Origin of the sequence: Thiocapsa roseopersicina, from assembly GCF_900106925.1 — a bacterium.
In the GTDB taxonomy this organism is placed as follows: Bacteria; Pseudomonadota; Gammaproteobacteria; order Chromatiales; family Chromatiaceae; genus Thiocapsa; species Thiocapsa roseopersicina.
On the sequence record NZ_FNNZ01000002.1, the window covers coordinates 286624 to 308970 of the forward strand.

15 protein-coding genes are annotated in these 22347 nt (G+C 63.7%); 4 read left to right on the forward strand and 11 right to left on the reverse strand.

All coding sequences use genetic code 11. The features are described from left to right. Positions 1 to 498 precede the first annotated feature (498 nt). Together alr and BLV04_RS03880 are read right to left on the reverse strand one after the other, a co-directional pair. Positions 499 to 1581, reverse strand: a complete 1083-nt coding sequence (gene alr / locus BLV04_RS03875; RefSeq protein WP_093028307.1) for an alanine racemase — start codon at positions 1579 to 1581, stop codon at positions 499 to 501. Between the two features lie 234 nt (positions 1582 to 1815). After that, positions 1816 to 2118, reverse strand: coding sequence for a hypothetical protein (locus tag BLV04_RS03880; RefSeq protein WP_093028309.1), 303 nt, complete (start codon positions 2116 to 2118; stop codon positions 1816 to 1818). Between the two features lie 387 nt (positions 2119 to 2505). On the opposite strand from BLV04_RS03880, the gene BLV04_RS25460 reads away from it, so the two are divergent. Both BLV04_RS25460 and BLV04_RS25465 read left to right on the forward strand, forming a co-directional pair. Beyond that, positions 2506 to 2685, forward strand: coding sequence for a hypothetical protein (locus BLV04_RS25460; protein WP_245731699.1), 180 nt, complete (start codon positions 2506 to 2508; stop codon positions 2683 to 2685). Continuing rightward, a complete protein-coding gene (locus BLV04_RS25465) occupies positions 2675 to 2935 on the forward strand; it encodes a hypothetical protein (RefSeq protein WP_245731700.1) in 261 nt (86 codons plus the stop codon). The genes BLV04_RS25460 and BLV04_RS25465 overlap by 11 nt, the downstream gene beginning before the upstream one ends. Positions 2936 to 3067: 132 nt before the next feature. Here the strand turns inward: BLV04_RS25465 and BLV04_RS03890 are convergent, their stop codons facing one another. From BLV04_RS03890 to BLV04_RS25220, 8 genes are all read right to left on the reverse strand, one after another. Continuing rightward, positions 3068 to 3424 (reverse strand): DUF2442 domain-containing protein, encoded by a 357-nt coding sequence (locus BLV04_RS03890; protein WP_342721888.1) that lies wholly within the window; start codon positions 3422 to 3424, stop codon positions 3068 to 3070. Next, positions 3354 to 3596 carry a DUF4160 domain-containing protein gene (locus BLV04_RS03895; protein WP_093028313.1) on the reverse strand — a complete coding sequence of 81 codons (243 nt, stop codon included), beginning with the start codon at positions 3594 to 3596 and terminating at the stop codon, positions 3354 to 3356. Before BLV04_RS03895 ends, BLV04_RS03890 begins: the two co-directional genes overlap by 71 nt. A gap of 804 nt (positions 3597 to 4400) precedes the next feature. After that, positions 4401 to 5198: an FRG domain-containing protein gene (locus BLV04_RS03905; RefSeq protein WP_093028317.1), complete on the reverse strand. Its 798-nt coding sequence runs from the start codon at positions 5196 to 5198 to the stop codon at positions 4401 to 4403. Further along, on the reverse strand, positions 5191 to 6024 hold the full coding sequence (locus BLV04_RS03910; RefSeq protein WP_093028319.1) for a hypothetical protein: 834 nt from the start codon (positions 6022 to 6024) through the stop codon (positions 5191 to 5193). The genes BLV04_RS03905 and BLV04_RS03910 overlap by 8 nt, the downstream gene beginning before the upstream one ends. A gap of 349 nt (positions 6025 to 6373) precedes the next feature. Beyond that, a complete protein-coding gene (hypF, locus tag BLV04_RS03915; protein WP_093028321.1) occupies positions 6374 to 8785 on the reverse strand; it encodes a carbamoyltransferase HypF in 2412 nt (803 codons plus the stop codon). 1 nt (position 8786) lies between these two features. Further along, the gene (locus BLV04_RS03920; RefSeq protein ID WP_093028323.1) at positions 8787 to 14090 is read right to left on the reverse strand and encodes an AAA family ATPase; all 5304 of its coding nucleotides are present in this window, start codon (positions 14088 to 14090) and stop codon (positions 8787 to 8789) included. After that, positions 14087 to 16975, reverse strand: coding sequence for a lipoxygenase family protein (locus BLV04_RS03925; RefSeq protein WP_093028325.1), 2889 nt, complete (start codon positions 16973 to 16975; stop codon positions 14087 to 14089). Before BLV04_RS03925 ends, BLV04_RS03920 begins: the two co-directional genes overlap by 4 nt. 95 nt (positions 16976 to 17070) lie before the next feature. Next, complete coding sequence (locus tag BLV04_RS25220) at positions 17071 to 18648, reverse strand: Crp/Fnr family transcriptional regulator (RefSeq protein WP_217633650.1); 1578 nt, start codon at positions 18646 to 18648, stop codon at positions 17071 to 17073. Positions 18649 to 18804: 156 nt separating this feature from the next. On the opposite strand from BLV04_RS25220, the gene BLV04_RS03935 reads away from it, so the two are divergent. Beyond that, entirely contained in the window at positions 18805 to 20148 is a 1344-nt protein-coding gene (locus BLV04_RS03935) for an OmpP1/FadL family transporter (RefSeq protein ID WP_175534488.1), read from the forward strand. A 228-nt stretch (positions 20149 to 20376) separates the two neighbouring features. Here the strand turns inward: BLV04_RS03935 and BLV04_RS03940 are convergent, their stop codons facing one another. After that, entirely contained in the window at positions 20377 to 20688 is a 312-nt protein-coding gene (locus tag BLV04_RS03940; RefSeq protein WP_093028329.1) for a hypothetical protein, read from the reverse strand. 452 nt (positions 20689 to 21140) lie between these two features. Here BLV04_RS03940 and corA point away from each other — a divergent pair, with 452 nt between their 5' ends. Beyond that, positions 21141 to 22217, forward strand: coding sequence for a magnesium/cobalt transporter CorA (gene corA / locus BLV04_RS03945; RefSeq protein ID WP_093028331.1), 1077 nt, complete (start codon positions 21141 to 21143; stop codon positions 22215 to 22217). Positions 22218 to 22347 lie beyond the last annotated feature (130 nt).

Genomic DNA, 22347 nt, shown 5'->3' on the forward strand with positions numbered 1-22347 from the left:
AGTAGAACAGGGCGAGAGATCGGCAGCCGGAACGGCTGGCGAGATCCAAAGACCGCTTGGAGCGGAATGCCGTGATCGATCCTGGTCCGCCGTCTCGGGCGGGAACCGCATGGATATCGGCTTGGCTTTGGATCCGATGGATGCTCTTCCATCCGTGCCGGCGAGGTGGCCGCACGTCCGGTCGAGCCGAGTGTCGGGTCAGATGACCGTGCTGGAGGGCTCGTCCGAAAGACGCTGGTGCGACGCGCGCGCCGGGTCATGGCTGACCTTCACGCCTGTCTGCTGTCGACTCCAACTGTCCATAAATAAAGCAAGCCTCTGTGGCCGAACACGTGCTCTCGGGACCATATCGCAACGGACCCATCGGAGAGCGGCGCGCATTATGCGATTCTTCCGCTGCGCTGGCAAGACCTCTGAAACCGCTCTGGCTCCGACAGTTGTCGGTGCTGGCGTGGCCAAGCCAATCCAAGAAACGACGCATACCGCACCGGGCGTGGTTTAATCATCGTCGTAGACCAGAGGGACGCGTCGGTTGATGTTGGTGAAGAGTTGATAGGCGATCGTCCCGCTGGCTTCGGCAACCGCGTTCGCCGAAACCTGTCCACCCCAGAGCTCGACCGGATCGCCGATCGCGGCATCCTCGATCCCCGTCAAATCAAGGGTCACGAGATCCATGGACACACGGCCGACGATACGGGTCATGCGGCCCCTGACCGCGACCGGAGTCCCGTCCGGGGCATGACGCGGATAACCGTCCGCGTAGCCGATGGCGGCAACGCCGACGCGGGTCGGTCGCTCGCAGACAAAGCGACCGCCGTAGCCCACCGGCTCGCCGGGGGCGAGATCCCGCACCGAAATGAGCGCGGACTCCAGCGTCATCGCCGGTCGCAGCGATGCGGCGGACGGAGACGCGCCCTCGAACGGCGACGCGCCGTAGAGCATGATCCCCGGACGGGTCCAGTCGCCATGCGCCCGCGGCCAGGCGAGCACGGCCGCCGAGTTGGAGAGGCTACGCGGCGCGTGCATTGCCGCAGTCGCCTGCTCGAAGACCCGCATCTGCTGCTCGGTGTAGTCATGACCCGGCTCGTCGGCGCGGGCGAAGTGCGACATCAGGACCAGGCTCCGCACATGCGGGCAATCCGCCAGCTCGGCATAAGCCGCGGCGAAATCCTCCGGCGCAAACCCCATCCGGTGCATCCCGGAGTCCATCTTGAGCCAGCAATCGAGCGGACGCTCGGGCCGGGCGTCGAGCAGCCAGTCCAATTGCAGACGACTATGGATCACCGGCGTCAGGCCGGCGCGATCCAGAATCGTCATCTCGTCGGGCGAGAAGATCCCGTCCAACAGCAGGATGGGCGCGCGGATGCCGGACTCGCGCAGTTCCAGCCCCTCATCGACATAGGCGACCGCGAAACCGTCCGCCTCCTCGGCAAGGGCACGCGCGACCGCCACCGCGCCGTGCCCGTAGCCGTTGGCCTTGACCACGGCGAGCGCCCGCGCACCCGGCGCCAGGGCTTTGGCTTGACGGTAGTTGTGGCGGACCGCATCCAGATGAATGCGGGCACGGATCGGACGGGGCATGGCGGGCTCGGTGTGGGTTGGCGGCGTAGATCGGGTGTCGCGTCAAGCCCGATGGCGCGGGCTGCATCTCAGTCTATCGCACCCGAGCAAGGTCTTCAGCGATAGTCCGATGTGAAGCGGTTGTCATAGGTCATCTCCGGGATGTCGAGTGCCACGATGTGCGAGGATCGGGGATCGATGCCGCCGGGCGTCCGGACCGCGTCGGGATCCGGGGCCGGCTGCCCTGCTCCGCAATCAGTAGCTCAGGTCGGCGCTCCCCTCGAAGCCTTTGTAGATGTCCGGGCGCGAACCGCTGTCCGAGGTCGCTTCGACGCGACTGAAAAGGTCACTGTTGCCGCCGGCGAGGCCGGCGTAGATGACGCCGCGGTCGCCGACGCCGGGCTGTACCCCGACGAGGTTCTGGCTGTCCCGGTGGCCGTCGAACAGGTCGGCGTTGCCCCGGGCCAAGCCGTGATAGACGTCATCGGCGATGGCTGTGGACGCAAAGGCAGTGGTCGCGAAGATGGAGGCGGCGATGGCGAGGGTATACTTGGTCATGGTCTTTCTCCGGATTCTGGGTCGTTGACTCGGGAGCCACCGCGGTCATCTGTGGCGGCTTGACCCTCTTATCGCAGCCGCCGCGCCAATCCTCTTATTCGCAGATAAACTATTTTTATTCAAATATTTACGATCTCGCATGACAGACTGAGCGCCCCGTCCGAACCCGAAAGCCTGTCACGAGCCTTCGCCTCCGATAACGTTTCGTTACATCGAAACGTGGCGATCCGGAGTCCGTCGCGGCCGTGGGCCGGGGCGATGACATCGGTATGAACCCGGCGGGCGCGGGGTCCATCGCGTCGGTCGAGAGAGGTACACTCCGCGACGAGGCTTTCGAAGGTCGAGAAGGAAGAATGACGGAAAGGCGACGGATACAGAGGTGGATCGATGGACAACAAGACAAAACCGACGCCCAAAAAACCGCGCTGGCCCAGGGTGCTGATCACCCTGTCCGTGGTCGTCGGTGCATTGGCACTGCTCGTGACTCAACTCCCTCGCGGGGCCTTTTCGACCGACCTGTCGGGCATCGGCCAGGGGAGGGACCCCCGCACTCGTGGTGGCCCGTGACAAGAACTATCTCGCGGGCGGCGAGGTGATGGACCTGATCAACACCATTCGGCCGGAGTACGAGGGCAGGGTCGCATTTCTCGCGGCCCATCTCGGCCATCCTGATGGGCAGGCATTCGCTCGGAGACATGACATGGAGGATGCCATCGTGGTCATTTTCGATGCAGATGGCTCGCCGACGAGGAGATTGATCATCCCGCAAACCGCCGACGAAGTACGCGCCGCACTGGATGTCGTGACCACCCCTTAAGCAAAGTGGTCAAGCTCATTTACGGGAAGATGGCGATTCCTGTTCTGCTCGGGCGGGATCCGCCGAGACGGGCACTGGCCGGCGGCGAGATCGCCCGACCTGCCGCACCGCGCGGCAGAACCGGGTTTTGGCTTAGCCGCTTGTTATTCCAGCCCTGCGACTTAGCCACCGCCTCAGAGAGGTTTGGCTTTCCCCGGATGGTTTTCCCGCCAGAAGACCCCCTACGCTGACATCTTCATCGATATCTTCCCAGTGGATACCTTGCCCGTTACCAATAAGCCTCCATCTCATCCGTTCGTTGGGGGTTGCATGTACAAGACGGGGAAACCATTCAATAGGAACCGATATGGTTCTGCCATCCGAAAGATCGACGCTAAGGGTATCCTCTGAAATGGACACGTTGCTTGCGGTCGGCGTTTCAATCTGAACTGCCAAAGTAGTCATTCCAGCCCTCCAGCAGTTCTTCGTGATGCGTTTGTACGAGATCATGGACTCGGCGAATCTCTGCGCGGCTGAAGCCTCCGCTTCTCTGTAGTCTTATCGGATTTAGCCAGAATTTACAGACCTCCTCGTCTCTTTCCACATGGATATGCGGCGGTTCATCTCGATCACCCGCGTAGAAGAACATTCTGTATGGACCCATTCGGAGACCTGTCGGCATCTACCGAAACCTTTGGGTTTGATCCTTTTCGCATAAGGACTCGCCTACTGACGCTGGCCAACGCGTACCGAACTCGAACGCGCTGGCCGAGTTCGCTTTTTACGCCGTGGTAAGGCAATTTCTTTCTCTCTGGTCGCAAATATTCGAGAGTGGCCCCTTATTCTCCGCCAATCCTTCGCTTCATTTCGTCATTCGAGATTGTCTTCCCCTCCCTCGAATCGTTTAACCCTGACAACACCATCTTCTCAAACGCGAGCTCTCTGAGAATTTCTTCATACGTTGCATCTTCAGGCTGACTCTGTATCACATCAGCTATTCTTTCTTTCACAGCGGACATGGTTCACCTCTGTGTGTTTCGGGCATTGAGATGAGTCGAGAAACCCAGACCACGCGCTGGCGCAACCTACAGCACATCCGCGGAGCTGTGCGCGCGCATTTGGGTGGTTTTTCGCCTGCCGATTAGTCATTTCTTTACTATCAGCGATACATGAGACCCTTATCTGTCACGCCCTCTCCCGATCAGTATGACTGGCGGAACAGACTGCCGGACGGGATCTCCCCGACACCGGCTAAATCTCGGGACATTGGGGCCGCGGTGGAAACCACGGATACGTCCCCGATTATCCCCGATCGCAGATATTCGGCGTGGCCCCGTATTCTCCGATCTTGTTTCTAGAATTGAGTAAACTGTCCCCGGAACTCACTCCGGAACTCCGGAACTCCGTTACGCCCAGCCCGGCGCTTGCTGGCCAGCCGCCGGCATCAGCTGCGACGGACCAGCAAGCGGTCGGGCTTGTGCACTCGTTAAACCGAGTATACCTGCATGCTCATGCGGATCGACCTTGCCAATCCGTCCAGATCGCCATATAGACTCTTGCTGGTGATATTCATCTTTCGCAACAGGACGAACACACCCTCATAGAGTGAACTTGGAATGCAAAGCTTCGTCATTTGCACACCTCGGTAAATCTCACCCTCAAGAACTCCTTCGATCTGCAGTTCTCGATTTCCGGACAGAAGAAAGGAGCCAGCCTGCCGATCAAGGCGAGTGTTCAGTAATTGCGGCTCAGCGATCCATGCAATGTCATATGAAAATCGGTCGACTACTGCGTCAAAAATCGCATCCTGATTTTGGTGGATTGTCGTCCTGGTTTGCTGGAAAGCGGCATCCTTAGAAGCTATGTGCTGAATTGACCTGTCCAATATTGCGGAGTAGTCTAGCGCATAAACAGCAAAATCCCACTTCAGCTGTGGGTTGTATGACTCAAGAGCGAAGTATAAAGCAACATAAGGGCTCGCGGTGAAGTCCAGTAAGCGGGTCGGTACTCCGTAGTGCTGCATGATCGAGAGCCACGCCAATTTGGAAAAAGGCTGAATGTTTTCATGGTCGTATAAATGGAACTTCGATTGAAACTCTGTGAGGGAGAACTCCTCAAACTTATTTGCGCTTTCCCCCGACCAATCTTTGCCAATTACACGTTCGAGGGAGGACTCGAGCTTCCACTGCGCGTTGGCATGCCCTCGGTACACATAGTGATTAGGTAAACTGTTGAGGCAGTCTATCAATTCTGCGACAGATTTAACTGTCTGCTCATTAATCATGCCGCACCCGACGATACAAGTTTGTAAGGTCGGAAAGTACAACCTCGGGAACGTGCTCCTCCTCATGGTACCGCTTTTTTATTGGGTCACCCTTGAGGTTTATTGTTATAGGTTTTTGCGTGTCTGTCTTGGCCACTCTCGCTGACGCATCGTTTCCCGTAGCGGCAGTACTCCTCGTCACGGATTCCAACACATCTCTGTTCAGGTCGTCGCCGTTTATCTGCGCCTTGCCTTTCTCTCCGTTTGCGGACGACAAATATACAGAAAGTGGTTTCTGGAAATGCTCATCGGCGTCGAAAGGATTCGGACCTCGGAAGCTCGCCGTAAATCGATACACCCGATACGCAGAGTGCAGCGCTCGTATGAAGCCTTCTGGATCTGGAATAGGGCGAATCTCTACAGACAAGCTGTTCTCAGCCACAACGGTTGTGTTGGCGAATAGTTGCTCGATTCGAGAGGCAATTCCTTTCGTTGTGCTGGCTAGGCTCTGTTTCTTAGCGATGCCCATGAAGCCAGCTTGGGCGTCAAATACGCAGTGTGTGTAAGGGCTTTCCTCTTGGTCTTCTTCGACAAAATCGCCGGTGATTTCGTTGAACTTTTCGATCGTAGCCTTTTTTGTGCGGCCGACGGCAAAGTAACCGGTATGATCGTTGAAGTACCTCAAATTACCAATGTGCCAGATGTGATTCTTGCGCAGTTCGGCGGATGGGCGGCTGGATAAAGCTTCAAGGAACGCTTCTTTAGAAGTAATGTCACTCCCAAAAAGGGTCGATTGTTGCGGCCTTATAAACTTAGCGCGGAAGAGGCTGTATTCTAGTGAACTCATAATCCGTTGAGTGCTCTACAGTTGATTAGACAGAGTGTCGGTCAGGTGAGATAGGCAGATTCTGTCTAGCCGAAGCATGGCCGACTCGCCTAACGTCTCGCAGCGTGTGCAATGGCCATACACGGTATTCTGCGTGGAGACGCTAGCAGATGGTGAACCCGCAGACAACACCGACGACAGGCGCCACAGGCTGCCCGCGGACTCAATCTTTGGCATACGGACAGATACGGGCTACGGTCTGCACCCACGCGCTCTGATCGCGAGCGATCAGTTTAAGCAAATCCGGGGGATTCCAGGGTCATTGGATGTCGCCTTCGGATCAGCCCAAGACCGAACTTTTAGGTCGCGCTCAGGCACCGGAAATGCCCCTCAATACACGCGCCGCCGCCGCCGCCGCCTGACCCAACGAGACCCCCCCGTCGTTGGCGGGCACCTGCCGCTGCAACAGCACTCGGAGTCCGGCGACCTCAAAACTTCTCGTGACCGATTCGAGCAGCAGTCGGTTCTGGAAGACGCCGCCAGAGAGTGCGACGGTCGAAATCCCGCAACGACTCGTCAGATCAAGGGCCAGTGCACTGAGCGCCGTCGCGAGTCCGACATGGAAGGCGGCAGCGATTTCCTCGGGCGGACAACCGCGGGAGATGTCCGTGATCAGGGCGCCCCAGAGCGGCGTCGGATCCAGCACCAGCTCGCCGGCTGGTCCAGTCAATCGGGCGAACGGATAACCCTCGCCGACTCGATCCATAGCGACGGCTGCAAGCGATTCCAGCGCGATGGCGGCCTGCCCTTCGTAGGTCAGCACCTCGCCGCCGACGCCAAGCGCCGCGGCGACCGCATCGAAGAGCCGCCCGGTCGAACTCGAGAGCGGTGCGTTGAGGCCGCGCGCGATCAGTGTGCCGAGGATCTCAAGCGGTTTGCCGTCGAGCCGCTCGATCGGCTCGAGCCCGGCGAAGCGCGCGCGCCAAGCGTCCCAGCCGCCCGCGCTCTCCAGGTGCGCATAGAGGTTGCGCCAGGGCTCCAGGATCGCGCGTATCCCGCCGGGCATGGCCACCGCCTTGAGATGGGCGACCCGCTCGAAGTCCAGATAGTCCCCGAGCAGAAACTCGCCGCCCCAGAGTGTGCCGTCGCTGCCGTAGCCGAGTCCGTCGAGGAGGATGCCGAGCACAGGTCCGGCGTCCAAGGGCCAGCCGTTGTCCGCCAGCGTCGAGGCGAGGTGGGCGTGGTGATGCTGAACGCCGATCAGCGGCAAGCCGTCGCGAGCCGCTCGGTCGCGCCCGATGAGGCTGGAGCGGTAGTCCGGGTGCAGATCGACGGCAAGCGCCTCGGGGACGACCTGGAAGAGATCGAGATAGAGGGCGAGGGTCCGCTCGTACTCGCGCGCCGTCTTGGCGTCTTCCAGGTCGCCGAGATGCTGGGAGAGGATCGCCTGGCCGTCGCGGACCAGACAGAAGGTGTTCTTGAGCTCGCCGCCGAGTGCGAGCAGCGGCGGTGCGGCCTCGAAGCCGGGCGGCAACGGCAAGGGTGTGGGGGCAAAGCCGCGCGCACGCCGGAGCAGGCGCGCCTCTCCCGCCATCACCCGAACCACCGAGTCGTCGACCCGGTTGAGGATCGCCCGGTCGTGCAGCAGTAGATGATCGGCAAGCTGCCCGAGCCGCCCGAGCGCATCGGCGTTGTCGATACACTGAGGCTCCTCGCTCAGATTGCCGCTCGTCATCACCAGGGGCCGATCCCAGTCCGCCAAGAGCAGATGGTGGATCGGGCTGTAGGGCAGCATGACCCCCAAGGTCGTCTGACCGGGGGCAACATCCGGCGCCAAGGGTCGCGGCCGTTCGCCGTCCCGCTCCGCCCCGCGCGAACCGACCCGATCCAAGAGCAGGATCGGCGCAGCCGGACCCGAGAGCAGCGCCGCATCCCGCCCCGTCACCCGACAATAGCCCCGGATCACATCCAGATCGCGCGCCATGAGTGCAAGCGGCTTGGCATAGCGCCGCTTGCGCCGACGCAGCTCGGCGACCGCATCGGGGTCGGTCGCGTCGCACGCGAGATGGAAGCCGCCGATCCCCTTGATGGCGAGGATCCGCCCCTCGGCCAGCAGCCGGCTCGCCGCGGCGATGGCATCCTCCGCATCGAGCGCCGTTGGATCCAGGACGCACCCGGCGGCATCCTGCAGCCAGACCTTGGGGCCGCAGACAGGACAGGCGTTCGGCTGCGCATGGAAGCGTCGGTCCGCGGGATCCTTGTACTCCGCCGCGCAGTCCGGGCACATGGGAAAGGCCGCCATGCTGGTCCGCGCACGGTCGTAGGGGATGCCGGCGACGATGCTCAGACGCGGACCGCAGTGGGTGCAGTTGGTGAAGGGATAGCGATGGCGCCGGTCGGCGGGATCCCGGATCTCGGCGACACAGGCCGCGCAGGTCGCGGCGTCGGCGACGATCCCGGTGTGCACGGCGGTCGCCGCGCTCTCCAGGATGACGAAGTCCTGCCGGTGAGCGAGGTCCGCCAGCGCCTGCGGATCGGCGATCGGACACCGCTCGATCGTATCGATCCGGGCCAGCGGCGGGCACTCCTCGCGCAATCGCGTCAGAAACCCGTTCACGCCGGCATCGTCCCCGGCGATGTTCCCGCACACCCGAATCAGCACACCCTCGCCGTCGTTGCGCACATCGCCGCGCAGGCCGCAGGCGCGGGCCAGTCGCCAGACGGTGGGGCGAAAGCCCACGCCCTGGACCAGGCCGCGGACCCGAATCGATTCGGCGGTCACGCTATTTGAGTCCGATCCTTTCGATCCCGTCCCATGCGGACGCGGCCGAGGGGTCGTGGAGGCGGCCGCAGCGCTCGGCCAACAGCACGGGCAGCGGATCATCCGGCGCAAGGTCTCGACAGAGCCCGAAGTTCCGCGCGGCTTGATCGTCATGGCCGGCCCGATAGAGACGAAGCCCGTCCGACAAGGCATCCCGGGTTCGCTGTTTTTGCTCCCGCAGGGGCTCGGGATCCGCATCGAAGACCTCGTAGAGACGCACCGGGGTCTCCCGACCGACCACGGTGACGAGATCGATCTCCCGGATCAGATAACGCTCCGGGTCGTCGAGCGACGCGTAGGTGTTGCCCCCGATCAGCAGCCCAAGCCCGTAATGTTTGGTCAGTCCCTCGATCCGGGCCGCGAGATTGACGGTATCCCCGACCACACCGCATTTGAGCCGGTTGGCTGCGCCGATGGTGCCGAAGATCATCTCCCCGGTCGCAATGCCCACGCCGATGCGGATCGGTGACTGACCTTGCCGCTCGCGGGTTCGCGCCCAGTCGCCGAGACTGCGCAGCATGGCGATGCCGGCGCTTACCGACGCATCGGCGCCGCGATCGAACACCGCCATGATGGCGTCGCCGACATAGTTGTCGATGAATCCGCCTTCGGCCAGCACCGCCGGCTCCATTCGGGAGAGATAGGTGTTGATGAAGTGGATCGCGTCCACCGGCGCCATGCCCTCGACGAGCGAAGTGAAGCCGCGGATATCCGAGAAGAGGATGGATGCCTTGGTCAGAACGTGGTCGCCGAGCTTGATGTCGCCGATGGACGGACGGCCCAGGGTTTCGAGGAACTGATGAGGCACGAAGCGGGCGTGTGCGAAGGTCAGCTCGGCCTGGCGCTCCAGCGAGCTCCGCAGCGAGTCGTAGAGACGGGCGTTCTCGATGGAGACGGCGGCTTGTGCCCCCAAGGTCTCGACCGTGATGCACCGATCCGCCGAGAAGGCCCCGCGCACGCCGGCATTCTCCAGATAGACCATCCCGACGACGTCGCCCTTGGACAAGAGCGGCACACAGAGAATCGACAAGGCCGGGTGCGCCCGGATGTGCGGATCGGACCGGAAGGTGAGATCGACGCAGGCGTCGTCCATCACGACACGCTCCCGCGCGCGCCGGACAAAGCTCACCAAACCGGTCGGAAGCCCGTGAAGCTCTATGGCCGAGCCGTCGGCCAGAACCCGCACCTCGCCCTTGGCATCGCCCTCGGCCGCCACCTGCAACCGGTTGTCGACATCGAGCAGCAGAACGCCGCGGGTCGCACCGGCATTGATCACCATGGCGCGCATGACCTCGGTCACCACGTCCTTGAGCGAGACCTTGCGGGCCAGTGCCGCAGCGGCCCGGATCAGGGTTGCGCTGTCGACGATCTGTCCATGGCTGCTGCTGCTCGAGCGGGTCTCCGAGGGGTCCGCCACCCGGCTCGTCCGCGGCTGCACCAGATCGCCGTAGCGCTCGGCCAGGACCTGCGACCAAGCGCTCGCGCCCCAGACCTCGAAGGCATCGACGGCCTCCGCGAGATAGCCGGCCGCCGCCGTGTCAGCGCCGCGCTTGAGATAGAAACGCGCCGCTCGCTCCAGGAAGAGGCCGACGTCATGCAGAGCGCCGGCCCGGCGGGCGGCCGCCACGGCGGCGTCGAAGCCCCCGATGGCCCGGCTCGACCGACCGCCGGCCGCAGCCAGCTCGGCCCGCAACAGAGCCGCTCGATGGGCGAAGTTGTCGGGAGCATGGCGGGCCCAACGCTCCAGCCGTCGCGTGAGCCGCCACGCCCGGTTACGCCGCAAGACCGAGGTCGCAGCGCCGTCGACCGCATGCAGCTCGATTAGCGCCAGGGCCTCGTAGAACTGGTAGAAGGGCTCGTAGGCCATGGAAACGATGCCGTTCAGATTCGCCTCCATGCCCCGAGCGCGCGCGAGCACCTCGCGGAAATCGTCGCGCATCAGGGCATCGAGCATCCGGTACTTATGGAAATAGGCAAGCGAGGTCGCGTCGCGCTGCTCGGTCCAGACCGCAAAACTCTCGTCTTCGCTCTCGCGCTCGCCCTCGCCCGCGTGGACCGCATCCGCCAGACCCCGCATGCGCGCGATGCTGAAGCCGGCCATGCGCATGATGCGTCTGGTCTTTTCATGCCGGGCATCGCCCTCAGCGGCCTGATGACTCTCGAGATAATCCGACACCTTCGCCAGCGGCAGCCCGCCCATGAAGGCGTAGGAGGCATGTCCGTAGTGATGGTAGCCGTGATGCTCCAGGTCACCCGCGCTGATCGCTTTCTCGGCCCCTTCCAGGAAGATCGGCAGGGTCTCGACCAAGGGGGCGGACCAGTGCTGAATGAAGCCGGCATAGACCATGAGAATGCGGCCTTCGAGATCCCGGGCATCCAGATCGACGGCGAGCTGCCGTGCCAGATCGCCGTAGGCCAGACCGCGCACCGGATCCGCCAAGACGGCGCAATGCAGCATGCCGTAGAGGACGTAGGCGTAGGCGGACTCGGCCGCATTGCCGTAGCGAACCGACATCTGGACCATGCGCAGCGCGATCAGGGGCAGCAGATTGGGCGCGCTGAAATAAGCCGGCGGCGCCAGCAGGACCATGATCTGCATGGCGGCAAGCTTGCGCGGATCCTGCATCCGAGGCCCCTCCGCCAGGTCACGGGTAGTGCGACCGGCGAGACGCAGCTTGGCGCTCGCAAGCTCCGCCAGGACCCGAAGCAGGTGAACCCGACGCGGCAGCTTCTCGCCGAGCAGCGCCAGTGCGCGCAGGCCCACATCCAGTGCCCGGCCGTAGGCCATCCGAGAGGTGTGGAGCAGAACCATCAAGCCGAGCACCCGGACCTGGTCCAGCTCCGGACGACCGCGCCCGAGCAGCCCGTCGGCGATTTCCTCGGCGAGGTCGGTGCGGTCCTGCAGATAGGCCGCCTGCGCCTTCTCGAGCGCAATCTCGAAGGCCAAATCGGGCTCGCGCTGCCAGGCGTCCTCGCCCAACATGGCCTCGGCGACATCCAGATATTGGAGCGCCGCATCGTAGGCGATGGCCGACTTGGTCAGGCGCGCCGACTTTAGGGCCAGATCGCGCAGGCGCAAGCGCCCTTGGGGGTCGAGCCGGTGCTGCCCCGCGATCAGATGGTCCGTGATCTCGGTCAGGCGCCCGACGGCGGCCGGATCCGGGATCTTCTCGAGCAGCAGGACACCGATGCGGGCGTGGATCTGCTCGCGCAGGTCGTGCGAGAGCAGATCGTGGGCCGCCTGCTGGACCCGGTCGTGCTGGAAGCGATAACGCTGCAGCAGGCCCTGCTCCAGTGCCTCCTCGTCGGCCCGGAGCAGGATATCGGCCTCGAGCGCCGGGCCGAGCAGCCGCACGATCTCGCTCGAATCGCGCTCGGCAGCCAGGGCCAGGATCTCGGTCTCGAAGAGATTGCCGTGACAGGCCGCGATCTGGACCATGTCCCGGGTCGGCGCGGGCAGCTCGAGGATCCGCTCGATGACCAGATCGGCGACGTTGTCGGTGATCTGCTCCAGGTCGACCGCAGCGAGATCCCACTGCCAACGCCCGGTCGCCGCATCGTAGAGGAGCAGCCGCTTGCGCTGCAGCGCCCGTAGGAACTGCTGCACGAAGAAGGGATTGCCGCCCGTCTTGGCGACCACGCGCGCCGCCAGACCCTCCACCTCGGCCGTCGGGTGCCCCAAGGCGTCGGCCAAGAGCTCGGACACCGCCGCCTGCCCGAGCGGTCCCACCTCGATGACGGGGGGAAGCCCGAGCTTCTCCTCCAGCGTCGCGAACAGCCCGGCGACCGGGTGTCCGGCCCCGATCTCGTTGTCTCGATAGGCGGTCAGAATCGTCAGATGACGGATCTCGGGGTCGGTCAGAAGCAGCTCGATCAGCGAGCGCGAGGCGCTGTCGGACCACTGCAGGTCGTCGATGAAGATCACCAGGGGCGAGTCTGCACGCGCCAAGGCTCCCACGAATCGACGAAACACCAACGACATGCGGATCTGGGCCTCGTTCAGACCCAGCTTGGCCACGGGCGGCTGAGGACCGAGCAGTGCCTCGTAGCCCGGCAGGATGTCGAGCAGCACCCGGGCGTTGGGGCTGAGCGCATCGAGCAGATGGGCGCGCCAGGCATCCACCTGCTCGGTCGTCCCCGCCAGCAGACTGCGCAACAGGGCGTTGAAGGCCTGGACAAAGGGCGCGTAAGGGCGCGCCCGTTCGGTCTGGTCGAACTTGCCCTGGATGAAGTGACCACCGGCGGCGACGATCGGCGCCACCAGACGCTCGACCAGCGCGGACTTGCCGATGCCCGACTGTCCCGCAATGCGCAGCAGGCTGCTGCCGTGCTGGCCCTCGGCTTGGCGGGCCATGAGCCCGGTCAACCGCTCGATCATCGCCTCGCGGCCGTAGAGCCGGTCCGGGATCCGCAAGGTGCTGGGCACCGGAGCCACGCCGTCGTCCGGGCGCTCGACGGCATTGATGAAGTCCGTCGCCGTCTGGAACCGATCCTCCGGGTTCTTGCGGATCAGCCTCATCACCGCGTCGGACAATGCGGGCGGGATGGCGTCGCACAGATCGCGCGGTGCCGGCGGGATCTCGGTCAGGTGTCGGTGGATCAGGGTCGCGGGGTCCGGGTCCGCGAAGGGCACCCGCCCGGTCAACAGCTCGTAGAGCAGGATGCCGAAGGCGTAAAGGTCCGCACGCCAGTCGACCTGACGGTTCATGCGGCCGGACTGCTCAGGCGCCATGTAGGCCAGCGTGCCTTTCGCCGCGAAGGCACCGGCCGGTTCCTCGGCGAGGTTGGCGGCCCGAATGGCCAGACAGTAGTCGATCAGTCTAACCCTGTTGAAGCCCGCATCGACGATCAGGTTGGACGGCTTGATGTCGCGATGGACGATGCCGTGGACTTGGTGGAGGTCGGCCAGGATCCGCGCAAGCTCCACCGCGATGCGCAACACCGTCTCGGGGGGGAGCGGCAGGGTCGCGATCGAGTCCAGAGAACGATCGCCCGGATCGTCGGACACCAGCATAGGCCCCTGATCGGTTCGGATCAGGGCGCGCGCCACGATTTGACCGGGGTGGGTCAGTCCACGCGTGATGGCGTACTCGTTCTCAAGGCGTGCGATGGCGTCAGGGGTCCAACGCCGCCCGCTCACCGTCTTGCAGATGACCGCTTGCCCGTCGGTAAGCCTGCCTTCGTAAACCGTGAAGGTCTGGCCACGGCGAATCGGATCCAGCAATGTCGGTGGAGGCGCCCGTGCGGAGATGGCCGGCTGGATCATGTCACGATACTTTGGGGGACCTGCTTCGGATCCAGGTAGGTGTAAGGAACCTCGCGACCGAGGTTGCGCGCCTCGATCTCGAGGCTCAAGGCGTGCAAGTCGCGGCGAAAACGGGTGACGATCGGCAGCACCGACTGGGTTCCGGCGAAAAAGGCCGGGGCGTAGCGCCCGATCGGTATCTCGGTACGCCGCGACAGCAACCTGACCATGAGGATCTGCGTGGATGCAGTGCGCAGATCGGGCAGCGCACGTTCGAGATCCCTCTCGCTCCAGGTCAGATCCTTGTCCCGCGGCGGCGGACGGTAGAGCGCGCCCGGGACGTTCGGAATAAAGCCGAAACAGTCGTACTGGCCGTTGTTCACCGCCGCATGGCCCGCGGACGCCGTATAGACGACCCGGGTGAGAAACCCGCTCAGCTCGTCGCGGGTCCGAAAACCCACTTCACCGCCCGGCATGTCTCGGACGTTGCCTCCCCGCGGATCGCGAATCTCGGCATGGAAGGCCTGCAGCTCGTCGTCCTCGGCGACATCCTCGTCGCTCGCGTAGAAATGCTCGACCATGGCGGCGACATAGCGTTGGACGACCGCCCAAAGTTTAAGAGCATCGTCGCGCCAGGGATAGTCGGGCAATGCCTCGACATCGTCCACGCCGCGCTCCTTCAGATCGAGCGGCACATCCTGCGAGTCAAGGATCCGGTGATCGTGCCAGACCCGACCCATCAGCTCGAAGGCCCCCTTCGAGCCGACGGCCATGGTGGAATCGATCGGGCCGCCCGGCGCCAGCAATGCCGTGCGCGCCGAGGTGTTGACCGCCATGGTGTCGGCCAGGTGGGGCGACAGGAGGGCGTTGATGGGGTGGGCCTCCGGCAGGGTCCGACGCATGGCCACACCGAAAAGCTCAATGATCAGATGGGTGCGCAGCAGATGCTCCACCACCTCGTGGACCTGAGCGTCGGCGGATTGCGTGAAGGTCTTCACCGCCAGCCAAAGCCCCGGATCATCTTTGGGCGTAAAGATCGGCCCATCCTCGGGACGCTGGAAGAGCTGGATGGCGATGGGCATCAAACGTCCCTCGCCGTTCACGTAGAAGAGTGCAATGGGATGCGCTAGATAGCGGCCGGGCTTCACCGAAATGCCTTCGAGCACCCCGTAGTTGCACCAATAGAGCCGGCGCTTCTCCATAGCCGAGGCCAATGTCTCGCCCGCGTTGAGCAGGCCGGCCAGGGTCGCGTCGGTCACCGGGAAATTGGCGGGGATCTCGGTGAAGCGCCGGATGATGCGCGGATTGACACCGGCCAGCCGCTGGCGGGCGAACTCGGCATCCTCGCGCCAATGCGCCATGGTCAGCGGCTTGTCGCGAAAGCCCCAGAGCAGAAAGCGATAGATGTCGAGACCGTGGCGCTTGGCGAGCCAGTTCTCGAACCGACTCAACGCCAAGGCCAGGTAGGAGACCGCGAGGGTCCCGTATATCCGCCCCTGAACAACACGGCTGTAACGCTCGCCGGAAGGCAGCTCGCGAACGAAGGGCGGCAGGGGGATCGGCACCGTCTTGCGATCGCCGGGGTTGGGTTCGTAGATCCTGAACACGCCTCGATACCAGGGCGGCGGATGCCATGCGGGCTGCTCGCCGGTCGGCTCGGTCTCGATGTAGCCGTGCAGGTATTGATAGATACCGCGTGCCTGCTCCAGCTGCTCCCTGCGCTCCTCGCGGCGCTCGGGGGTGTCGCGTTGCGGCAGACAGGGTCGCCTGTAAACATCGTCGGACTCGACCGTCGAGACCGTCTCGTCTGCATAGGCTTCGGTCGTCTCGCTGCGCTCGTCGGGGATCCGCGGCGGCTGGCCCCGCAGGCGATACATCAAGAGCCGCGCACGCCGCGGCCACCACCCCGCCAGACGCAGATAGTCGATGGACGGCCCGTCTCGGAAGTTCCGGGCCGGGATGGTCTGCAACACGGCGGCGGGCAGGTGACGCAGGCTGAACAGGCATTCGTTGCCCTCGGCGTCATCGAGTGCCTCGGTGATGATCACCTCGGCGAGATCCCGCCAGGGACATTCGTCCTCGTTCCAGGGATACAGCGAGGAGAGCTCGTAGTCCCGATCATCCGAATCGCGCCAGTTCAGGATCTGGATCTGAAACCGATAGCGCACGGGTTGCTTGTCGAGACGCCTTCGGTACGCGTCCTTGAGGTAATTTCGCCCGCGTCGCTCGTTGGGTTTCGCCTCCTGAAACCAAGGCGTCTGCAGATCATCCTCATCCGGGATCCCGTCCCGCTCAGGCGTCTCGTCCCAAGGGATCAGTCGAAATTTGGCATAGCGCTCGACCGCATCTTCGGCGATGAAGCGCAAGGGGATCTGCGAATAGTAATAGAGGTTTGCGAAGCTCGACGGATCGCGCCGCAAGGCATCGCGCACGTTCATGTAACAGCGCGGATTGCGCTTGAAATAATCGATCAAATGGGCGCGTCCACCCCGAATACGCGCCAGCGTAAACTGGAAGAAGGTGTCCATGTCCCAGAACGGCGTGCTGTTGCCGTTGTTCATCAGCATGTCGAAGGGGCTGTCGACGGCCTCGTCGGCGAACTTCACCGAGGCACCACGCACCGCCAACGCGGCATCGTCGAGAAAACTGACGGAGGCATGACGCAGCCGACAGGGAAACACCTTGCCGGGCGTAAAGAAGCCGTTGGGCGGCAGATCCACATTGTCGAGGATCTTCACCTGCCCCCGAACCACGAGCCCGTTCTCGTGGCTCATGCGTCGGCGGGTGATGATGGAGTTGAGCGTAATGAGGGTGATGATGACGGGCCGCAGCAGGACCATAAAGAGCCGACTGCGAAGAAAGCGGTCCCAGTACAGGAATCCATAATCACGGATGGCGTCGATCATTTCATCCTCCGGGGTCGTTTGGCCGCATCAAGGTGTCGCTTGCCTCGTGCCGATACGCGGGACTCAAGGCTCGCCGGGATAGAAGGTCCTATCGCTCACCAGCGCTCGGGCAGCTTGCGATGGATGACGATACGCTTGCCGTCGAGAGAGATGTAGCCACCCGCCTTCAGGTCCTTGAGGATGCGGCTCACCATCTCCCGGGACGCGCCGACCAGTGCCGCGAGGTCGCGTTGCGTCAGGGGATCGGTGACGAGGCGTCCGTCCTCTTCGACGGCGCGTGCATTGAGCGTGTCGGCGAGGCGACTGTAGACGTCGCGCAGGGCGAGTCGCTCGACCTCCTCCGTCAGCTTGCGGACCCGCGTGGCAAGCGCGCCGATGAGGTGCAGCGCCACGCTGGGCCGCGAGATCACGAATGCCTGGAACGACGCCTTCGGGATGACCAGGAAACGCGACGGCGCAACGGTCATGACGGAGGCCGAGCGCGTGGAGTCTTCAATCAGCGCGAGCTCACCCAGATAGTCGCCGGGCCCCAGCTCGTTGAGCACGATCTCCTTGCCGTTGTCGTCCGCAGAGAAGACTTTGACCCGCCCGGAGAGCAGCACGTATAGGGCGCTGGCCTCGTCGCCCTTCTGCATGACGACGGTGTTTGCGCGGTAGGCGCGAAGCGTAGCCTGATCGACGAGATCGCCGACCAGGTCGCGGCCGAGTCCCGCGAACAACGGGATCTCCAACAGGATGTCGCGTGCTTCTTCTTTCATTGCCTTCTGTTCCCGCGGTCGCCCCGGCAGTGCGGCGACCATGGATCGCCGCAATCGGTTGAAATTCGGCTCGAAGAAGCCGGAGACCAAGAAGCCCCCGGATTGTTGATCCAGAAAGGCGAGCTTCTCGGCCGGTCCGGCGCCGACACGCCCATTCTCCCGGACCAACCGCTGCTGACACAACAGGCTGTGCTCGTCGGTCAAGGCCACCGACGGCAACAGATCGGCCTCGGCGACCAGAACCGCCTCGAATGCCGTTTCCGGGTCGGTCGCAAGCCGACGGAGGGGACCGAGGTCACCCGTCGCCTCCTCCGGCGCCTCTGGACGAGGGCCGACCCGGTGCTGAAACCTGAAACAACGGCGCGCGTAAGGGACGCCCTTTGTCACATCGGTCGCCAGCACGATCGCGGCGACGCGCTCGATCTCGTCCGGCGCGACACCTGCTCGTGCAAGGTAAGGTCGCGCAGAAGCCACCGCCAGTCGCTCCAGTCGGAAGGGTTGGCCGGCATTGGTGGTTCCGTCGTGGCGAAAATCATGCACCAGCGCGGCGACCACGACCCGTGCCAGCCGAGTATGCGACAGTCCCGCCTGACGGCCCAGAAAAAGGCTGCACAGGACGACCTCGCAAAGATGCTGGCTGTTGTGATAGGCGTTGCGGGCTCGCCCCGCGACACCGCGGTCGATCTCGGCGGCAATGTGCGAGCCCGCGGTGATCAGGGGGTCAAGCGGGTCGAGCCCTGCCCCGGCTGTGAAGGCATCGAAAACCTTGGTGGCCGGTCGATCCAGTGCGGCGACCGCCCGAAAGCAGGCCACGATCTGATCGGCGACCAGCTCGGGCGAGGCCCCGGACGGCACGGCGAACGGCGCCGTGGAGATGTCCGGAAACGCGCGCTCGACGGCGTGCGGCGACCTCATCGGAACAGGCCCCGCACCGAGGTCGCAGCGGACCGGCGAATCGAGTCGGACCCCAAGCCCGACCGCCGCGCACCGAAACCCTGCGGGCGACGCGGTCGCCCGATCCCCGTTATGATCGCGCCCTTGCAGTCCAACCCGCATCGAGAAACCAGCCTCATGCCCATCCCCCCTCTCCGTTGTCGGCGTCCGGACTCTACGTTCGCACTCCTCGCCCTGATGGCCTTCCCCTCGACCCTGCTCGCCGGCGGCATCTACGTCCCCATGAAAGGCGCGACCGCAACCGGGTCGGCGAATGTCGGCCTGACCTCCTCGGCACGCGACGGCAGCACGCTCTTCTACAACCCGGCCGGCATGACTCGGCTCGGGGGAACCTTCGTCGAGATCGGCATCGATGCGATCAATGCCGACATCGCCGTCGACAATCGCGGCTCGCAGGCCAGCACGCTCGGCACGGGAGGACACGAGCGTCCTTATGCGGGAGGCCGAGGCCACGGGGACGGTTGGATTCCCGTCCCCAACCTCTTTCTCGGCACACCGCTCATGGACGGCAGGGTCTGGCTGGGACTCGCCGTCACCTCCCCGTTCGGGCTTCAACTGGACTATGGCCGGGAATGGTTCGGCCGTTACGACTCCTACGACAACAGCATTCAGACCCTCGATATCGCCCCGACGGTCGCCTATCGGATCAACGACGCCTGGTCCATCGGCGGCGGCATCGATGTTCAGTACGCCGATGCCGAGCTGATCGGCGCCCTGCCCGACCCCTTGAACCCCGGCGGACCGACCCCCGCAACCGATGGACGCTCCAAGCTGACCGGGGACGGATGGGACACCGGCTTCAACATCGGCCTGCTTTTCCAGCCGAGCGAGGAGACCCGCGTCGGGCTGCACTATCGATCCGGCATGCGCCACGACCTGAAAGGCAGCGCGGCGATCACCGGTCTGAGCGGTCCGTTGGCCGCGGCCAACGGGTCCAGCGACACCCGAGCCCGACTCGACCTGCCCGACATCCTCTCGCTGAGCCTCACGCAGGCCGTGACCCCGCAGCTGACGCTGATGGGCGAGGTACAGTGGTTCGGCTGGGATGCGTTCGACGAGATCCGGGTGCGGTTTGCGAACGGCAGTCCCGATCTGGTCCGTCCCCAAGGCTTCGAAAACACCTTCACGGTCGGCCTGGCGGCCGAGTACGCACTCGATTCGCGCTGGACGCTGCGCGGCGGCATCCAATATGACCAATCCCCGACCACCGACGCCCTGCGCAACACCAGCATTCCGGACAGCGATCTGTTGTGGCTCGGGATCGGTGCATCCTACGGCGTTTCCGAGCGTCTCCGGCTCGATGTCGGCTATGCCTACGGGATCTTCGAGCGGGCCGACATCGATCTGACGCTCCCCTTCTACGCCGGATCGCCGCTGGAGACCAGTATCGCGCTCCGCGGGGAAACGGACAGTCATGTGGATGTCTTGTCCCTTTCGGTCAACTACAACTTCGGGGGTTAAATCGCGTCCGGTGGGACATGACCTGTCATCGAGTTTATCCGGCCTTTCGTCGCCCTTCCGGCGCCGTGCACAACGCGATTTAAGTTTTATTTCGATTATTTTTTGTTGCATTCCTTTCCGACCAGGCCGCCAGGGCAGCTGTGGCCCAAGAGCCGACCTTGCGGGAAATCGAGTCCCGCACCGCGCAGCAAGACGTGCGGGGCGGGGGCACCCGCCCCGTGCCGTCGCTCAGCTCGACGGCACACTCCTGGTCCCGCGCCGGGTCCAGTCACCGGAGCCCGCAACCGGGACAACTTGGGTACGCTCCGGGCTGCCCCGCATGCCGCGCCGCGGTCCCGCGCTCGATGTCCCGATGGTCTCGGGACGCTGGACCGCGCCGACTGGCCTCACACCGCGTCTGGTCCAACCCTCCGCGGAATCGGCAGACGCCGTGACCGCAGGGACGACCTGAGCGGATTCAACCCTGCCGTCAAAGACCGCGACGGTCGCTGCGATGCCGGTGGTGGCGGCGACAAGAACGACGACGAGTGGCATGGACATGATGGTGGCCTCCGCTGAATGCTTCTTCTGGTATCCCCGGTGACCGGGGGTTCGCGAGGCACTTGGCCTCGGGAACCAGATTAGGCGTCTCTCCCCGCCGGGACACGTGCGCACGGCAGCCCGAAAGTGTGCGGAATTCACGGGTTGCGTGGTTTTCGATGGCGATGGCGCGACGGCCGGAACAGACCTCCGACACCCGGGCTCGATACCGCCCCGCAGTGCCCCCGGGGCCGGCTCCAACCGCAAGTCGCAGGGCGCGGGCGGCGAAGCCGACGTCTATCGGCGGACGATGCGTCCCGGTCCTAAACGCGACCGGCGGGGTATACACGCAAGCGCGAATCCCGCCACACCGGGCATGAGCCTCGACCCCGCCGTGCTTCGGATGACGACAGGCTGTACCCGGGGCGTCTCCCTGCCCTATTCTCGGGCTCCGCCCCGCGAGGAGTCGCCGCATGGCCCGCAAGAAGCTGCTCAAAAAGCGTCCGCATCGTAAGATCGGGGCCCCGCCCGGAACCCTGGTGCATGTCGGGGAGCCGAGTCAGGAGCCCATCACGTTCGATGTCGTCACCTACGATGCCGAGCACTTCTCCGAGGTCACTTTCGGCGTCCGCGAGGTCGACCGCTGCTGCGGATTCGCCAAGGCTCGAGGGGTCTCCTGGGTCAACATCAACGGGATCCATGCCGTCGAGCACATCGAGACCCTCGGCGCCTGTTTCGGCCTTCATCCCTTGGTGCTCGAAGACATCCTCAACAGCGATCACAGGCCGAAACTGGAGGACTACGGCGACTACCTGTTTCTGGTGCTGAAGATTCCCTTCTACGAAAAGGAGGGTGGATTCCGGGTCGAGCAAGTCAGCCTGATCCTGGGACCGACCTTCGTGCTCTCGTTCCAAGAGAAGAGCGGTCCGATCTTCGACGCCGTTCGCGATCGATTGAGGAGCGGCAAGGTTCGTGGCCGTGCGATGGGACCGGATTATCTGGCCTATGCGCTGATCGATGTCGTGGTCGACCGCTACTTCACCACGCTGGAGAGCATCGGCGACGACATCGAAGATCTCGAGCAGGAGCTCTTCGCCGTCCCGGGCACCAATACCCTGGAGTCGATCCACAACTTCAAGCGTGAAATGATTCAGCTCCGTAAGTCGGTCTGGCCGTTACGCGAGCTGATCGGCAGTCTGCAGCGAGGGGATTCGAAGCTGGTCGACGAGACCACACGGGTCTTCCTGCGGGATGTCTACGACCACACCGTCCAGGTCGTCGACACGGTCGAGACCTTTCGCGACATCATCTCGGGGATGCTCGACCTCTATCTCTCGGGCATCAGCTATCGCACGAACGAGGTGATGAAGGTCTTGACCATCACGGCGACCATCTTCATCCCGCTCACCTTCCTGGCCGGCATCTACGGCATGAACTTCGAGTACATGCCGGAGCTTGCGTGGCACTGGGCCTACTTCGGCCTCTTGGGGCTGATGCTGATCCTGGCCATGGGAATGCTGGTGTTCTTCCGCATCAAACGCTGGCTCTAAACCGCGCCCAGAGCGAGATGCTCATCTTCGAGTGAGCTCGACGTTTGGTGCAACGACGGCCCTTAGCGGTGGCGCGGTTTAAAATAATATATCTTTTAATATCTTAAACCGCGCAGACTCCAACGGTTGT

What these genes read in the sequence shown, in the direction of transcription:
- alr (WP_093028307.1), bottom strand. Translation starts at nt 1,581, where the DNA reads ATGCCCCGTCCGATCCGTGCCCGCATTCATCTGGATGCGGTCCGCCAC.
- BLV04_RS03880 (WP_093028309.1), bottom strand. Translation starts at nt 2,118, where the DNA reads ATGACCAAGTATACCCTCGCCATCGCCGCCTCCATCTTCGCGACCACT.
- BLV04_RS25460 (WP_245731699.1), top strand. Translation starts at nt 2,506, where the DNA reads ATGGACAACAAGACAAAACCGACGCCCAAAAAACCGCGCTGGCCCAGG.
- BLV04_RS03890 (WP_342721888.1), bottom strand. Translation starts at nt 3,424, where the DNA reads ATGATCTCGTACAAACGCATCACGAAGAACTGCTGGAGGGCTGGAATG.
- BLV04_RS03895 (WP_093028313.1), bottom strand. Translation starts at nt 3,596, where the DNA reads ATGCCGACAGGTCTCCGAATGGGTCCATACAGAATGTTCTTCTACGCG.
- BLV04_RS03905 (WP_093028317.1), bottom strand. Translation starts at nt 5,198, where the DNA reads ATGATTAATGAGCAGACAGTTAAATCTGTCGCAGAATTGATAGACTGC.
- BLV04_RS03910 (WP_093028319.1), bottom strand. Translation starts at nt 6,024, where the DNA reads ATGAGTTCACTAGAATACAGCCTCTTCCGCGCTAAGTTTATAAGGCCG.
- BLV04_RS03920 (WP_093028323.1), bottom strand. Translation starts at nt 14,090, where the DNA reads ATGATCCAGCCGGCCATCTCCGCACGGGCGCCTCCACCGACATTGCTG.
- BLV04_RS03925 (WP_093028325.1), bottom strand. Translation starts at nt 16,975, where the DNA reads ATGATCGACGCCATCCGTGATTATGGATTCCTGTACTGGGACCGCTTT.
- BLV04_RS25220 (WP_217633650.1), bottom strand. Translation starts at nt 18,648, where the DNA reads ATGAGGTCGCCGCACGCCGTCGAGCGCGCGTTTCCGGACATCTCCACG.
- BLV04_RS03935 (WP_175534488.1), top strand. Translation starts at nt 18,805, where the DNA reads ATGCCCATCCCCCCTCTCCGTTGTCGGCGTCCGGACTCTACGTTCGCA.
- BLV04_RS03940 (WP_093028329.1), bottom strand. Translation starts at nt 20,688, where the DNA reads ATGTCCATGCCACTCGTCGTCGTTCTTGTCGCCGCCACCACCGGCATC.
- corA (WP_093028331.1), top strand. Translation starts at nt 21,141, where the DNA reads ATGGCCCGCAAGAAGCTGCTCAAAAAGCGTCCGCATCGTAAGATCGGG.